16 protein-coding genes are annotated in these 15,633 nt (G+C 59.8%); 13 read left to right on the plus strand and 3 right to left on the minus strand.

Annotation, left to right across the window (positions count from 1 at the left end):
• The first annotated feature begins 128 nt into the window (after positions 1-128).
• Together CU100_RS15595 and CU100_RS15600 are read left to right on the plus strand one after the other, a co-directional pair.
• A complete protein-coding gene (locus CU100_RS15595) occupies positions 129-1,775 on the plus strand; it encodes an acetolactate synthase large subunit (RefSeq protein WP_106717515.1) in 1,647 nt (548 codons plus the stop codon).
• A gap of 296 nt (positions 1,776-2,071) precedes the next feature.
• Positions 2,072-2,281: a cold-shock protein gene (locus CU100_RS15600; RefSeq protein ID WP_106717516.1), complete on the plus strand. Its 210-nt coding sequence runs from the start codon at positions 2,072-2,074 to the stop codon at positions 2,279-2,281.
• Between the two features lie 826 nt (positions 2,282-3,107).
• On the opposite strand, the gene CU100_RS15610 is transcribed toward CU100_RS15600, so the two are convergent.
• Together CU100_RS15610 and CU100_RS15615 are read right to left on the minus strand one after the other, a co-directional pair.
• Complete coding sequence (locus CU100_RS15610) at positions 3,108-4,685, minus strand: GMC family oxidoreductase (RefSeq protein ID WP_170113859.1); 1,578 nt, start codon at positions 4,683-4,685, stop codon at positions 3,108-3,110.
• 148 nt (positions 4,686-4,833) lie between these two features.
• Positions 4,834-5,505, minus strand: a complete 672-nt coding sequence (locus tag CU100_RS15615) for a GntR family transcriptional regulator (RefSeq protein WP_106717519.1) — start codon at positions 5,503-5,505, stop codon at positions 4,834-4,836.
• Between the two features lie 153 nt (positions 5,506-5,658).
• Between CU100_RS15615 and CU100_RS15620 the strand changes: the two genes are divergently transcribed.
• From CU100_RS15620 to CU100_RS15665, 11 genes are all read left to right on the plus strand, one after another.
• Positions 5,659-6,522, plus strand: a complete 864-nt coding sequence (locus CU100_RS15620) for an alpha/beta fold hydrolase (RefSeq protein ID WP_106717520.1) — start codon at positions 5,659-5,661, stop codon at positions 6,520-6,522.
• Between the two features lie 41 nt (positions 6,523-6,563).
• The gene (locus CU100_RS15625) at positions 6,564-7,703 is read left to right on the plus strand and encodes an FAD-dependent oxidoreductase (RefSeq protein WP_106717521.1); all 1,140 of its coding nucleotides are present in this window, start codon (positions 6,564-6,566) and stop codon (positions 7,701-7,703) included.
• Positions 7,704-7,773: 70 nt separating this feature from the next.
• A complete protein-coding gene (locus tag CU100_RS15630) occupies positions 7,774-8,367 on the plus strand; it encodes an amino acid synthesis family protein (RefSeq protein ID WP_106717522.1) in 594 nt (197 codons plus the stop codon).
• A gap of 33 nt (positions 8,368-8,400) precedes the next feature.
• On the plus strand, positions 8,401-8,859 hold the full coding sequence (locus tag CU100_RS15635; RefSeq protein ID WP_106717523.1) for a YbhB/YbcL family Raf kinase inhibitor-like protein: 459 nt from the start codon (positions 8,401-8,403) through the stop codon (positions 8,857-8,859).
• Positions 8,860-8,929: 70 nt separating this feature from the next.
• Entirely contained in the window at positions 8,930-9,652 is a 723-nt protein-coding gene (locus CU100_RS15640) for a class II aldolase/adducin family protein (protein ID WP_106717524.1), read from the plus strand.
• A gap of 96 nt (positions 9,653-9,748) precedes the next feature.
• Positions 9,749-11,377 carry a GMC family oxidoreductase gene (locus CU100_RS15645; protein ID WP_106717525.1) on the plus strand — a complete coding sequence of 543 codons (1,629 nt, stop codon included), beginning with the start codon at positions 9,749-9,751 and terminating at the stop codon, positions 11,375-11,377.
• Entirely contained in the window at positions 11,374-12,303 is a 930-nt protein-coding gene (gene fhmpcd1 / locus CU100_RS15650; RefSeq protein ID WP_106717526.1) for a 5-formyl-3-hydroxy-2-methylpyridine 4-carboxylate 5-dehydrogenase, read from the plus strand. Before CU100_RS15645 ends, fhmpcd1 begins: the two co-directional genes overlap by 4 nt.
• A 3-nt stretch (positions 12,304-12,306) precedes the next feature.
• Positions 12,307-12,447, plus strand: coding sequence for a hypothetical protein (locus CU100_RS26930; protein WP_170113860.1), 141 nt, complete (start codon positions 12,307-12,309; stop codon positions 12,445-12,447).
• A complete protein-coding gene (locus CU100_RS15655; RefSeq protein WP_106717527.1) occupies positions 12,437-13,267 on the plus strand; it encodes an ABC transporter ATP-binding protein in 831 nt (276 codons plus the stop codon). The genes CU100_RS26930 and CU100_RS15655 overlap by 11 nt, the downstream gene beginning before the upstream one ends.
• A complete protein-coding gene (locus tag CU100_RS15660; RefSeq protein WP_106717528.1) occupies positions 13,264-14,079 on the plus strand; it encodes an ABC transporter permease in 816 nt (271 codons plus the stop codon). The genes CU100_RS15655 and CU100_RS15660 overlap by 4 nt, the downstream gene beginning before the upstream one ends.
• A gap of 37 nt (positions 14,080-14,116) precedes the next feature.
• Complete coding sequence (locus tag CU100_RS15665) at positions 14,117-15,127, plus strand: ABC transporter substrate-binding protein (protein WP_106717529.1); 1,011 nt, start codon at positions 14,117-14,119, stop codon at positions 15,125-15,127.
• A 38-nt stretch (positions 15,128-15,165) separates the two neighbouring features.
• Here CU100_RS15665 and CU100_RS15670 read toward each other — a convergent pair whose 3' ends face one another.
• Positions 15,166-15,591 (minus strand): hypothetical protein, encoded by a 426-nt coding sequence (locus CU100_RS15670; RefSeq protein ID WP_106717530.1) that lies wholly within the window; start codon positions 15,589-15,591, stop codon positions 15,166-15,168.
• Positions 15,592-15,633 lie beyond the last annotated feature (42 nt).

Genomic DNA, 15,633 nt, shown 5'->3' on the forward strand with positions numbered 1-15,633 from the left:
AGGGTTGCAGAATTCACAAAGGGATGCATTCACTTCTTTTATATTCGGAGACTTCGACATCTGCTGCTAGAATATCGATCCGACCGGCGACCAGTTTGAACGTGTACGACTGATGAGGTTCATTTGAAGTGACCAAAGGTTCTGATCTCCTGGTAGCCGCTCTCGAGAATGAAGGCACCGACCGTATCTTCGGGATTCCGGGTGAGGAAAATCTCGACGTCGTCGAATCCATTCGTAATTCTTCAATCCAGCTCATCTTGACCCGACACGAACAAGCGGCCGCTTTCATGGCCGCAACCTATGGACGCTTGACTGGCAAACCCGGCGTCTGCCTCACAACACTCGGGCCCGGCGCCTTGAATCTTTCTACTGGAGCAGCGTATGCCCTTCTCGGCGCGATGCCGATGATCATGATTACCGGTCAAAAGGGCATCCTCTCGTCTCGGCAAGCCCGCTTCCAGATCGTCGACGTCGTTGCGTCCATGAAACCGCTGACCAAGCTCTCAAGGCAGATCGTTTCCCCGCTCATGATCCCTACCATGGTGCGCGAGGCGTTTCGCGTGGCACAGGAGGAGCGTCCCGGTCCGGTCCATCTTGAGCTTCCCGAAGATATCGCTGCCGAGGAATGTGAAAACGTTGCACTGATCGCCCCGCATCCGGTCGATCTTGCAACTGCCAGCGACCAGGCCCTTGATCGGGCCGCCGAGATCATTCTCCGAGCCAGGCGACCACTTCTTATGCTTGGAGCAGCAGCCTCCCGTCCGCGGTCGACGTCCGATCTCGCCCAGTTCGTTCTGCGCACGCGAATTCCGTTTTTCACGACGCAGATGGGAAAGGGAACCGTTCCCGGAGGGACGGAGCTTTACATGGGAACGGCCGCGCTGTCGGAGAGGGACTACGTCCACGAGGCAATCGAGCAGGCGGATCTGATTATCACCATAGGTCACGACACTATCGAGAAGCCGCCGTTCCTCATGGGCGAGGGAGGTCCCAAGGTGGTTCACGTGGGCTATCAGCCGGCAAGCGTCGAGCAGGTCTATTTCCCCCAGTGCGAAGTCGTGGGTGATATCGGCCCGTCACTCAAGGCGTTGGCCGACCGGATAGAAGGTAAGCTCACAAACGCTGACGCCTTGCTGCATCTGCGCAAGCGCATTCTTGAACGGATCGGCGCACGGGCAACCGAGGACCGCTTCACGCCTCAGCGCCTCGTGCGCGCCGTTCGCGAGGTAATGCCTCACGACGGCATCCTCGCGCTCGACAACGGAATGTACAAGATCTGGTTTGCCCGGAACTACAGGACCGAGATGGCAAACACGCTCTTGCTCGACAACGCGCTGGCGACCATGGGAGCGGGTCTTCCATCAGCGATGACGGCGGCAATGCTCTATCCCGGCCGCCGCGTCATGGCGATCTGCGGCGACGGCGGGTTCATGATGAACAGCCAGGAACTCGAGACAGCTGTTCGGTTGAAGCTGAACCTGGTGGTGCTGGTTATCGAAGACAAGGCCTACGGGATGATCCGCTGGAAGCAGGCCGTCGACCGGTTCCCCGACTTTGGCATGACATTCAACAATCCGGACTTCGTGAAGTACGCGCAATCCTACGCGGCCAAGGGGACGCGGGTGAGCGACATCGGCGACTTCAAGGACGTTCTTGAAAAGGCCTTCGCGGACGGCGGCGTTCATCTGGTCAGCATACCCATCGACTATTCGGAAAACGAACGCGTTCTCGTAAAGGAACTCCGGGAGCGCCTTCCTGCGATCCTGGAGAGTTGAGCGACAGCAACCGAGTCGCGTTTTGACGTGTTGTGGTACTGGCCGGGCGCGCCGGAAACTGGACCCAAACGCGGGGTTGTGGCCCAAGGCGGGTCCTGGCCTTCGAACGCGCATCCTGGGCGGGGAACTTGCGGGTCGCGCGATAGACGCAAGACCACTTCTGGCCCAACGTGCCGCTTCATCTGGTCGCTCGGCGCCCGCCTGTTCGCAATTAGGATCTAGACCGGCTCATTGCGAACGTACGCTTATCTCGCTATCGTTACGATAGACGTCGATGTGGCAGGGGAGGGTTCATCTTGGCCAAAGGGACCGTTAAGTGGTTTAATTCTACAAAAGGTTTTGGGTTTATCCAGCCCGACGATGGCAGCGCCGACGTGTTTGTACATATCTCGGCGGTTGAGCGCGCTGGAATGCGCAGCCTCAATGATGGCCAGAAAATTAGTTACGAACTCGTGCAAGACAAGAGGTCGGGCAAGACGTCAGCTGATCAGCTGAGTGCGCTGTGACCCGAGAAATGTTGCGAGCAGCACAGTCGTTCCCACGTGACAATGGAACAGATTAGGGCCTTGGTCCCTGGTCACGGGCTGTGCCAAGCTGGCGAAGCTCCGCGCATTGCGTGGAAGTTCCACAGGGCACGGATTTTTATGGTTGCTGGGCCGAACATTCCTGGAATGTTGACGAAGGTTGCGCCTCAGTCAGCGCAGCCTTAGACGTGCGCTTTTTCACCGTTATGCCATGTTTCAGCAATTGTGGAAAACGCTTGTCATAGTGAAATATTCTGAGCGATTCTACTGTTTCTGCCACTTTCAGCAAAGGTTGGAGAGCGCGAGGATCAAGGAACGCGAAGAACAAGCGGCCTTTGCGGTCAAAAAGCTGCTCAACAACGTGCCTCTCGGTCAAGCCTATCGCCGACGGGAGCTCGGATAGGGCAATTGAAGGACCGAGAATGTATGACTTTCAGCACGCCCTCTGGTTGTTCTCGGCGTGACGGCAAAGTCGGATGACTTTGAAGTTTCTGGAGAGGAGGGAAGACAAATTGCCTTTGTCTGCCCAGCTCGAAGCTGGCCGGGCCGGGCGAAGGGATACGGTTGTACTTCTGCATTACCGGTGGGCAGCATCAATGGCCACAATCGCGCAAGTGGCTGGCGAGCTTCGTTAAAAACGCGGTTTGATCGGGAAGTGCTTGGGTTTGCGCGCCTTGGTTTTACCGACAGATCAGAGTGATAAGTTCTTTACCGGCAGGATGATGCTGCCTAAGGCGGCCTGGCGATGAAAAGCGTCAAGGTCGTCGTCCGACTGCATCGTCGCGCTGCGCGCCCTCGACAATGCCGTTCATCGCATCGGAATTCTCTCCGGGTCCATTTTCCGGTGTGATCGAGCGAAGGTCTCGGCGATCGCCAGCACCGCAGCATGAATCGGTCCTGCGGTGAGGTTGGGCATAATTGACGCGTCCACTACAAAAAGATTGTCGAGCGCCCTTAGTCGTAGATTTGCGTCGACGACGGCGTCCGGATCCTTACCCATCCTGCAAGTACCACAGGGATGATGGTGTGTAATGGCCGCCTGGGCGATAAAGTCGTCCATGTCGGCCGCACTGTTCAAGGTGGTTGGCAGGAGTTCGCGCTCTCTCCAGCCGGCGAGTTCATCTTTATGCCCGATTGTCCGTGCAGCCTGGAGAGCTTGGCGAAACAGCTCGCGGTCCCGACCGGTTTGCAGGTATGCCGGGTCGATGATCAATCGGTCGCTGACCTCCGGCCCGCTGATGCGCAGGCTGCCGCGGCTCGTTGGATGTGTGATCCCGAACAGCAGCGAATATGCAGTTCCAGCGGCAGGCGCGTGAAAGCGTTCGGACACGATGGGCGCGACGCCACAACCAACGACAATCTCGGGTTGACCGGTAGCGGTGCGCCCGTCAGTTCGCATATAGGCCATCGACTCCGAGTGTTGGAGGCGCGATGGAGGAACCGGCTTGCGTGCCGCATAAAGGTTGCCGGCACCAAGCAGGTGGTCCTGAAGGTTTCGACCGATTTCAGACATATCGATCAAGCAGCCAACGCCTGCGGCGTCGAGTACATCGTGCGGACCGATGCCCGAACGCATCAGCAAAGCCGGACTTTCCAGCGCGCCGGCACAAAGGACAACTTGATCCGCGAAGACTTCGACCGAACCCTGTCTGCCTAGGACCTCGAGGCTGCGGACCTGATGGCCCTCCAAGTTGAGCCGCCGCACCCGGGATCCCGTGAGGATGGTTAGGTTTTTGCGGTCTCGAACGGCCTTTGTGAGCCACGCGTCCGCCGTCGTAACCCGCCGCCCGTCGCGAATGTTCATAGAGTTTGGGGTGACACCGATCATCTCTCCACTGTTGTGACCCTCGAGGCGAGGCAGGCCCAACGATGCGCCTGCCTCGATGAAGGCACGAGCAAGCGGACTTACTTCGTCCGCCGGTAGATGGATCGGCAACGGCCCGCCCTTGCCGTGAATGCCGTCGCCACCAAGCGGGTGGTCTTCGATAGCCTGGAAAACCGGCAGCAGTTCATCCCAACTCCAGCGGCGATCTCCAGTCGCGTCGACCCAAGTCTGGAAGTCGGAGGGATGGCCACGCATGTAGCCCATCGCATGCAGGCAACTCGAGCCGCCGATCAACCGCCCGCGCGCCCAATGATGCACCCGGCCTGCGGTGCCGGCTTGCGGCTGCGTGCGATAGTCCCAATCATAGCTGCGGCCCTGCAACGACGGCCAGGCAGCGGGTTTCCAGATGTCGGGGTCTGCCGCCTCTTCGCCTGCCTCGATCAGCAGAACGCGGCTGTCCGGTTCTTCACTCAGTCGCGCGGCAAGCAACGTGCCGGCCGACCCACCGCCGACGATGACGATATCGGAATTCGGTTTGCGCTCAACATTGGCCATGGTCATCATCACTCCATCTGCCAGCTGCTGGCGGCCATTGCCGGCATGTCTGACACCGACACGGTGAAGACCCCGTGCACTGATCTGCGTTCGGCAGATACCCGATCCGGACCGTCATGAAGGTCTCAGACGGATCTGCAGTCTTTCGACGCACTCAAGGTTTGCTGTCCATGGATATCTTCGCTGCCGCCTTCGCCTTCAGGACGTGCTGTCTCGAGGCTTCTCTGGCGGCTTTCTCGTCGCCGGCGGCGATGGATTCGAATATCTCCCTCATCTCCGAGAGGCTGCTTTGTGCTCTGCCCTCCAATGACATCGATCGTCCTCGAAAGAAGCTTATCCTGGCCACCAGACCACGATGGACTTCCTCCAGGATCGGATTCCCGCAATTGGCGAGTATGATTGAATAGAAGTCTGCCGCGGTCATGACGCGCGCGAGGCTGTCATTGCTCGATGCCGCCGCTTTGAATGCGGAAAGAGATTTCTCAAGTTCATGCAACTGATCCGGGGAAATTCTCGACGCGCATCGCCCCGCCGCCTCGACTTCCAACAGCTCTCGAACCTCGTAGATGGCGGTTGCCACCTCCCACGAAAGTGCCGGTATCGACGGTCCGCGGTTGGGTACGATCTCGATCAGGCGCTCGGCCTCAAGACTTCGCAAGGCCTCTCTGAGCGACGGACGGCTGATGCCGAGCTGCGTGCATAGCTGACTTTCGATAAGGCGGCTTCCCGGTTGGAACATTCCGGAGAAGATGGCGAGCCGTAACTTATCTACGGTCTCCCGTTGCACTGAACGTGGCGAAATTCGCAAATTCAAATCTGGTGGCATCGGTGACGTCTCATGGGCCTTTGGGTCGCGATCTGACGCACAATACGCCAAGCGTCTAGACTTGACAGTAAGATAGCCAGATTGTCAAATCTGAAGATTGCAAGAATGTCAGACAATCCGCTTGACGGACCTTGCCTTATATGATCCTCTTGCATGAGAAACGGGCAGCGGCGGCGAGGATATGACATGGCGGCAGACATTCCTTGCGACCACTTCATCTTGCGGCGCATCGACGTCGGCCGCATCACCTTGAATGTGCGCGAGAAGGGCAGCGGCCCATTGATGCTATTCTTTCACGGCATTACCTCCAACTCGGCCGTCTTCGAGCCGTTGATGGCTCGGCTATCGGATCGGTTTACGACCATAGCGGTTGACCAAAGGGGGCATGGCCTCAGCGACAAGCCACAAACCGGTTACGAGGCGAATGACTACGCCGACGATATCGCCGGCCTTGTACGCACGCTCGATCGAGGCCATGCCATCCTCGTCGGACATTCGCTTGGTGCTAGAAATTCCGTCACCGCCGCAGCGAAATATCCGGATTTGGTGCGGTCTGTCATCGCAATCGACTTTACGCCGTACATAGAGACTGAAGCATTGGACGCACTGGAGGCGCGAGTGAACGCGGGAAGCCAGCTCTTCGAGAATGTAAAGGGCGTCGAGGCATACCTCGCCGGCCGCTATCCGAACATACCTGCTGACGCCATCAGGTTAAGGGCCAAGAGCGGCTATCGGCCGGTTGCCGGCGGATTGCGTCCATTGGCCTCGCCAGCGGCCATGGCGCAGACCGCCAAGGGCCTGCGATCAGACTTGGTGCCCGCCTACCGGGATGTGACGAAGCCCGTGCTCATCGTTCGGGGCGAGATGAGCAAATTGGTGTCAGCAGCGGCGCTGGCGAACACAAGTCGGCTGCGGCCTGATTTGCCTGTCGTCGTCGTTCCGGACGCCGACCATTACGTCAACGAGGTCTCTCCCGAGATCACGCTGAAAGCCATCAAAAACTTCATAGACGCCTGACGGCAAACGCGCCGTCTTCTGTACGCAGCAGGATCCAAAAAATGGCCAACGTAAACAGATTTTCGGGCAAAACGCGTCGTGCCGAGGTTGCCGGTGGCGGCTTTGCCGGCCTGACAGCCGCCATCGCCCTCAGGCAGAACGGCTGGGATGTCAGGCTGCACGAAAAGAGCTCGGAGCTGCGGGCATTCGGCGCAGGCATCTATCTCTGGCACAATGGCCTTCGCGTTCTCGAAGGTCTTGGCGCCTTGGATGATGTTCTAAAGGGCTCACACACGCCTCCGGCCTACGAGACTTGGATGCATAACAAGTCGGTGTCCAAGGAGACGTTCAACGGTCTCCCCTGGCGTATCATGACTCGCAGCCATCTGCATGATGCCCTGGTCAGTCGGGCCCGTGCCCTGGGTGTCGACATCCGCGTCAGTTCCGAAGCAGTCGCGGCCGATCCGGAAGGACGTATGACCCTCCAGACCGGCGAAGTTGTCGAAGCCGACTTGATCGTCGGCGCCGACGGCGTAGGTTCAAAGGTCAGGGATTCCATCGGCTTCAAACAGGATCGATGGGTTTCAAAAGATGGTCTCATCCGACTGATTGTCCCGCGCATGAAGAAACAGCTCGGCCACGGCGAGTGGGACAATACCATCGACATGTGGAACTTCTGGCCGCGTGTTCAGCGTATTCTCTACTCGCCCTGTAATGAAAATGAGCTCTACCTTGGCCTCATGGCTCCGGCCGCCGATCCCCGCGGATCAAGCGTTCCGATCGATCTCGAAGTCTGGGTCGAGATGTTTCCTTTCCTGGAGCCATGCCTGATCGAAGCGGCGAAGCTGAAAACCGCAAGATACGACAAGTACGAAACGACCAAGCTGGATAGCTGGACGAGAGGCAAGGTCGCCCTTGTTGGAGATGCCGCACATGCAATGTGCCCGGCTCTTGCCCAGGGCGCCGGTTGCGCGATGGTCAACGCCTTCAGTCTGTCGCAGGATCTGGAAGTGGGCTCTTCGGTCGAAGATGCGCTCGTTGGGTGGGAGAAGCGCATTCGTCCGATCACAGATCGCTGCCAGGCACTATCGGGCGACTATGCGGCGAACCGCTCGCTCTCGAAGGGAAACATGTTCACGCCAGCAGCACTGGAAGCCGCCCGCTTCGACCCGCTGCGCCGTGTTTACTCATGGCCGCAGTAGCGTCGGACAAAGCCGGGCAACGAATTAATTGGCGTGGGCAGAAGCTGCGCGCTCCCCTCAGGAGATAAAGATGAATTATTCCAGTGAAGTCGAAAGAGACTATGATGTCAGGGAATGGTATTCCTCAGTCCAGGAAAGCCGGCACGACGGCGGCAAGCCTGGCGAGACCCTTGTCAAAGTCGCAACAGGCGTTGTCATACGCAATCCGTTCGCCGGAAAGTTCGTCGTCGAACTGTCCGAGCTGACGAATCCGAGTTCGGCTATCGGTCATGCCCTCGGCGAGCGAGCCGTGGCACTGCTCGGCAACAGGCCGGTCGAAAGCTATGGCAAGGGCGGTATCGCAGGTACAGCCGGCGAGCAGGAACATGTCGTTGCCTGCATAACCACAGTATTCGGAGATCCGCTGCGGCAGCAGGTGGGCGGCGGCAAGGCCTGGATCTCCTCGGTGAGCAAGGTCGCTGTCGCCGGCACGACTATCGACATCCCGCTCGCCCACAAGGACGAACTCTATATCCGTTCCCACTATGATGCCGTCACCTTTTGCGTGCCGGATGCCCCGCGCCCCGACGAGCTTTTGATCTGCGTCGCCGTCGCGTCAGGTCCGCGCGTGCATCAGCGCGTGGGGGGAAAATCCGTAGCTGACCTGAAGGCCACCGCCGTCTAGTTCGATCGAAATTGGTGAAAGGACGAATATTCTATGCCGCTGAACATCAAGGACCTCAAGATTACTTCCGAGGATTTCCAGCCGCTCGGGAAATTGCGCGATGCGCACGCCGGCGACAAGGGCAACGTATTGCCCAAGCTTACGGTCAGTGGCGTACCGGCAGGTGCGAAAGAGCTCGCGGTCATCTGCCATGATCCAGACGCGCCCTTGCCTAACGGTTTCACGCATTGGGTTGTCTACGGCATCGATCCCTCGGCCACCGATCTTTCCGACGCGCAGGAAAAGTTTCGCGTAGGACCCAACGGCGCCGGTGACAGGCAATATTTTGGGCCTCAGCCACCTGCGGGCCATGGAGAACATCACTATTACTTCTGGGTCTATGCCCTGGACACGAAGGTCGAAGGGACGCCTACCAGGGAGGAATTTCTCCAAACATATGCCCAAAATATCATCGAGCAGAATCGGATCGTCGGCATTTACGAAAATAAGTGAAATTCCTGCATCGGCGATCAAAACCAATAATAAAAATGATCGCAGATGCCATGTATCGGGAGAATTGGAAATGACAGAGAGTAAATCCGCCCACGACAAGGTTTTCGCGGAGCTGGTTACGGCCACGAAAATCCTTATAAACGAAGGGATCATGGATACCTTCGGCCACATCAGTGTCCGTGTTCCAGAGGATCCCGAAAGCTTCTTCCTGGCGCAGAAGCTTGCTCCAAGCGCAATAACGGTCAATGACATCCAGCGCTTCAACCTCGACGGTGAGACGTCAGACAACCGCCCTTCCTATCTGGAGCGCTATATTCACAGCGAGATCTACAAGGCGCGTCCCGACGTTCAATGCGTGCTCCACACCCATTCGCCGGCTGTCCTGCCTTACTGTTTCGTCGACCAGCCGCTTCGGCCGGTCACCCATATGGGCGCTTTTATCGGCGATGCCGTCCCCGTTTACGAAATCCGCGACAAGCACGGCGACGAGACGGATCTCTTCGGCGGCAGCCCGAGCGTCTGTCGGGACATTGCCGAGAGCCTCGCAAGCTATCCTGTCGTTCTCATGGCGCGTCATGGCGTCGTCAATGTAGGCAAGTCCGTCAGGGAGGTTGTCTTCCGCGCCTTCTATCTTGAGCAGGAAGCGGCCGCGCTTACGGCCGGCTTGCAGATTGGCACGGTCAAGTATCTGTCGCCGGGTGAGATCAAAACGGCGGGAAAGCTTGTCGGCGCGCAGATCGACCGGGGCTGGGATCACTGGTCGCAGCGTCTCAGGCAGGCCGGCCTGGCCTAGTGCCGTGGCCTTGAAGATTACCTCTACCGTCCGGGTCTTTTGCCAGTTTCCAGTTTCCTGACGCAGGTGCGTCAAACGAAGGCCACGAAACACACTATGCCGCACGCGGAAAGTTACGATTACATCATCGTCGGGGCCGGATCCGCCGGTTGCGTGCTCGCCAACCGGCTGAGCGCTGATCCGCGATGTTCGGTGCTGTTGCTGGAGGCCGGCGGCTGGGACCGCGATCCCATGATCCATATACCGCTTGGATGGGGTAAGATCCTGACTGAGCGTCGCCATGACTGGATGTATTTCTGTGAGCCGGAAGACAATGTGGGCGGACGCCGGGTCGAGTGCGCCCGCGGCAAGGTTGTCGGCGGATCATCGTCTACCAACGCCATGGCCTATGTGCGGGGCAATCGCGGGGACTACGATCGTTGGGCAGCCGCAGGGCTCAGCGACTGGTCGTATGACAAGGTGCTGCCGTATTTTCGCAAGCAGGAAAGCTGGGAAGGCGGCGAGAACCAGTATCGTGGCGGCAACGGCCCGGTCAGCACCCAGTTCTGCCGCTACAAGGACACGCTGATCGACGCCTTTGAGCAAGCCAGCGTTCAGGCGGGCTACGCGCAGACGAACGACTACAATGGCGAGCGGCAGGAAGGATTCGGCCGTCTCCAGATGACGATCTCCAAAGGCCGGCGCAGCTCGACTGCGTCAGCCTATCTGCGACCGGTGCTGAAGCGGCCCAACCTGACCGTTGTGACAGAAGCGAGCGCCACAAAGATCGTGCTGGAGGGTGCGCGCGCCACCGGCGTCACCATCAAGCATCGCGGGGCCGAACGCACGGTCGTCGCCCGCAAGGAAGTTCTGCTTGCCGGCGGTGTGATCAACACGCCGCAGCTCATGATGCTGTCGGGCATAGGGGCGCAGGATGAACTTGCCGCGCACGGTATCCAGACACGGGTCAACCTACCGGCGGTCGGCAAGAACCTGCAGGATCACGTCTCGGTCATTCTCATGTACCGGCGCCGCAATCCGGGCCCGTTCCTGCGCAACATGCGTGCCGATCGAATCGGGTTCGATTTCCTCAAGACTTATCTCACGGGACGAGGTTTTTCGGCGGATGTGCCCGGCGGGATTGTTGCCTTCCTCAAGAGCGGTCCGACGCGACCGTTGCCGGATGTGCAACTGCTCTTCACGGCAGCTCCGCTCGCCGCATGGCCATATCTCAAGCCGTTCAAGCCACCGTTTGCGGACGGCTTTGCGACGCGGGTCGTGGCCACGCAGCCTGAAAGCCGGGGCGCGGTGAAACTGGCGTCGGCCGATCCTGCGGCGGCGCCCCTGATCCACCAGAATTTCCTGGCCTCGCCGAAGGATTGGGAGTCTCTGCGGGCCGGCTTCCGGGTGGCAAGGGATCTTGCGGCGCAGCCCGCCATGCAGCCCTTCATCGAGGCGGAGTTTTTTCCCGGCCCAAAGTGTCAGAGCGACGACGAGATCGACGAGCATATCCGCCGAACCTCCATCACCGTGCATCATCCGGCCGGGACCTGCCGGATGGGGGTCGATACGGCCTCGGTCGTCGACCCGCAATTGCGGGTTCGGGGCGTCGAAGGTCTGAGAGTGGTGGACGCTTCCGTCATGCCTGACCTGGTCTGCGGAAACATCAATGCGGCAGTGATCATGATTGCCGAGAAAGCCGCCGACCTCATCGCGAACTCGAAACAAAGCGGGGCAATGCAATGATCCGAAATATCGCCATCATCGGTCTGGGTACGATGGGACCGGGCATGGCCGCCCGGCTCGCCAGAGGCGGCCTTCAGGTGGTAGCCTACGATGTTGCCCCGGCAGCGATCGAGCGCGCCCGATCCATGCTGAGCGCGGCCGAGACCGTTCTCGACGCCTTGGATATCGCGTCACCGTCCGCCGACGTTGGAATGGTTCGCTTCGCCGATGATATCGGCGATGCGGTATCGGGTGCCGACCTTGTCATCGAGAACGTTCCTGAAAACATTTCGGTCAAGGCCGAAGTCTATCGTTCGATCGACGGCCTGATAGGCTCGGACACGATCGTCGCGTCCGACACGTCGGGTATCCCCATCACCAAGCTGCAGGCGCATATCTCGCATCCAGAGCGGATGGTGGGCATGCACTGGTCGAACCCGCCGCACATCATCCCGATGATCGAGGTGATCGGCGGCGAGAGGACCGCGCCGCAAACCGTAGCGACGATCCGCGAACTGATCCGCTCGATCGGCTTGCTGCCGGTGGTGGTGAAGAAGGACATTCCCGGCTTCGTCGAAAACCGTGTGCTCTATGCGCTGCTGCGTGAGGCGGTCGACCTTGTCGAGCGCGGGGTCATCGATCCGGAAGATCTCGACACGTGCGTGTCGTGGGGCATCGGCTATAAGATCGCCGTGATCGGGCCGATGGCCCTGCTCGATATGGCGGGCCTCGATATCTACAAGTCCGTCTCCTCCTTCCTCAACGCGGATCTGTCCAATCGCGATGATGTCGCGCCCGTGGTGCTGGAAAAGACGAAGGCGTCGAAGCTGGGCATCAAGTCGGGCGAGGGCATGTTTTTCTATACGCCCGAGCAGATCAAGGCGCTGCAAGGCGAGCGGGCGCGCAAACTCGTCGCTGTGCGGCGCATCCTGGAAGGCCGGGGGTAGCCAATGGTTCATCGTGATCACAAGACCCGCTGGGTTGGGACATTCGTAACGGCGGCTGCTGTTGGTGCCAAGCGCGCCTTCAAGGACCGGACGGTGCTTCTAGGCTTGACGACGGTGCGTGAGGTGGCAAGCCATGCGCGTTGAAACCATTCGAGCAGCCGGCAGCCGGCCTGCTCATATCCGCCATGACGACCTGATCTCCGCCAAGGGTGTTTCGGTGGTCATGGCCAGGCAGCTGGTTCTGCAGAATATCGATCTTTCGATATCGAAAGGGTCGTTTGTCTCCCTTATTGGCCCTTCCGGTTGCGGCAAAAGCACCTTGCTCAAGGTTCTGGCCGGGCTTGTCAACCCGACGAGCGGCAACGTTTCGATCGCCGGTCTTTCGCCGGTCGAGGCGACGCGAAAGCGAATGATCGGCCTCGTCTTCCAGGACGCCAACCTGCTTCCCTGGAAGAATGCCGTCGACAACGCATCGATGCTGCTTGGCATCGCCGACAGATCGCTGTCGCGCGCGGATTTGCGGGCGTGCGGGCACGAGATGTTGGAACTGGTGGGGTTGGGCGACAGCGCCCACAAGCGCCCTCATGAATTGTCCGGCGGCATGCGCCAGCGCGTCGCCATCGCGCGGGCCCTGGCGCTCGATCCGGCGGTTCTGCTGATGGACGAGCCGTTCGGCGCGCTGGACGCCATTACCCGCGATGCGATGGGTCAGTCGCTGCTCGAGATTTGGCAGCGCACCGGCAAGACCATTGTGCTCGTCACCCATTCTATAGACGAGGCCATTCACCTGTCGCGCCATGTCCACGTGATGGGGATCAAGCCTGGCCGGATCACCGGCAGCCTCGACATTGGTCTGCCCTATCCGCGCGATCTGTCTTTAGAGGAAGATCCGCAGTTCGTCAGGCTGTTGGTTCAGCTGCGAACGATGCTGCGCGCCAGCCATCAACCGGGAGGTGCGTCGTGAGCGATCAACCTGTCAGCAATCTCTCCGAGTCGCGGCCTGCCTCAAGCTGGGGTGCAGTGACAGGCAGCTGGCTTCCAGCGGCTATCCTACTTTTGGCGACGATCGTGGTGTGGGAAGCCGTGGTGCGGATTTTCGCCATATCCGCTTTCATCATTCCCGCCCCGTCCGAGATCGCGCAATCGCTCATCGCGCAATGGGGAGCGCTGATGCAGGCGACACTGGTAACGGCAGGCGAGATCCTGTTCGGATTCCTTGTCTCTATCGTGGTCGGCATTGCCATTGCGCTGGTCATCGTGCGCTTTGACTGGCTGGGGCGAGCGCTTTATCCGCTGGTGGTCCTGTTCCAGAACGTGCCCAAGGTGGCATTGGCGCCGATCTTCATCCTCTGGTTCGGCTACGGGCTCGCGCCCAAGATCGGCCTGATCCTGGTCATCGCCTTCTTCCCGGTGACATTATCGATGCTGGCGGGCATGCAATCGGTCGATCGCTCGCTGTTGTCGCTGATGCATTCGGTCGGCGCCAGCCCCACGCAGATTCTGTTCCGGATTCGTGTCCCGCATTCGTTGCCGAACCTGATGGCCGGCATCAAAATCGCCGCGACGCTCAGCGTCATCGGCGCCATCGTCGGCGAATTCGCCGGCGCCTCCGATGGGCTCGGCTACGTCATCCAGTTTGCTTCGACCCAGCTCGACACCGCGCTCGTCTTCGCGGCCCTGCTCCTCGTTTCGGTGCTGGGCATCGCCTTCTACTACGCAGCCGAAGTTCTCGAACGCATCATCGTGCCATGGGCACCGAAATTCAGCCACGCCTAGGGTTCCTAGGACAGTCAACGACAGGAAGGATCGATCAATGCTCAGACGCTCACTCTTAAAGGCAGCCACGCTCGCGGCGTTTGCCGGCGCGCTTGGCTTCTCCGGCGTAGCGCTGGCGGCCGACAAGGTCAGCGTGCAGCTCGACTGGGTGGTGCGCGGCAATCACGCCATGTTCTTCGTGGGCAAGGAGAAGGGCTTCTTCGCCAAGAACGACATCGACCTGGCCGAAATCCGCAAGGGTTCCGGCTCGCCGGACGCCATGCGGCTGGTGGGCAACGAGAACGCGGATTTCGGTTTCGGCGATCTTCCCACGCTCGCCGTTGCGCGCTCGCAGAATGTGCCGGTGGTGGCGGTGGCCGCGGTCAACCAGCACTCGCCGCTGGCGATCATCTCGCTGGCCAAGACGGTGAAGCTCACCAAGCCGGCTGATCTGAAGGGCCTCACCATCGGCATTCATCCGGCCGGTTCGACCTACATCTTCTTCAGGGGCTTCCTGGCGGCCAATGGCCTGACGGAGAAGGACATGACGCTCAACAGTGTCTCGCCGCCCTATGAAAGCTATCTGCTTCTAGGCCGGGTCCAGACGGTGGTCGGCTATGTCGACGCCGAGGTTCCCGAACTGGAGGCCAAGGCAGGCGGACCCGGTTCGCTCAGCGTCATGATGGGCGCGGACCATGGCTGGCAGGCTTATGGTTCGGGCCTGTTCACCTCCCAGAAGATGATCAAGGACAAGCCCGACGTCGTCGCCCGCTTCGTTAGGGCATACAGGGAGGCATTCGATTATGTCGTGGCCCACCCCGAAGAGGCCGCCGCGATCACGGCCAAGGCTGCACCCGGTTACGCGGACAAGAAGGATGTGCTGCTTGCGCAGATCAATGCAGATATCGCGTCGACCTTCACCGGCCCGGACACCAAGGAACACGGCCTCGGCTGGATGACGAAAACGCGGTGGGAGGAAACACTCAAGACGCTCACCGATCAGGGCGTGCTCAAGACGGCTCTCTCGGCGGACGATGTCTTCACCGACACGTTCCTGGCAAAGAAGTAAGAGGCGCACCGATGTTGGACGGGCAAGTCGATGAGCGGCTACCGGCAGACCAGAGCGTCCTGCCTCGTGACGCAGGACACGGTGCGCTCGCCTTTCGCGGCGTCGGTGCGCTGGAGCGTGATCTGCACGCGTGTGGCATATGCGCGACCCGACAGCCCGCACCGCAGCCGCTCGACTGGCAGGTTCTCGCGCTTGTCGTTGAGGATCGTGAACGTGCCGGTCTCGGGGTCGAACCAGAGTTCGAGGCGCGCGCTCTTGCCCGGCTCGACCGTCGCGATCCCGGCCGAATACCAGTGGGCGAAGTCGGCATTGCAGGACAGTGCTTCATTGCCGACGTTCGAAATCGTCAATGGCACCATGTCGAGCCCGTCGGTGCCCTTTCGCACGATGACATGGTGCAACTCAACCGCGTTGGCGAAGGATGTCAACGCCAGCGCCACAGGGAGAACATAACGAATCTTCACTTTGCCTGAACTCCATGGGTCAGTTTTCTCAGGCAGTCTACC

Source organism: Phyllobacterium endophyticum (assembly GCF_003010935.1).
GTDB classification, from domain to species: domain Bacteria; phylum Pseudomonadota; class Alphaproteobacteria; order Rhizobiales; family Rhizobiaceae; genus Phyllobacterium; species Phyllobacterium endophyticum.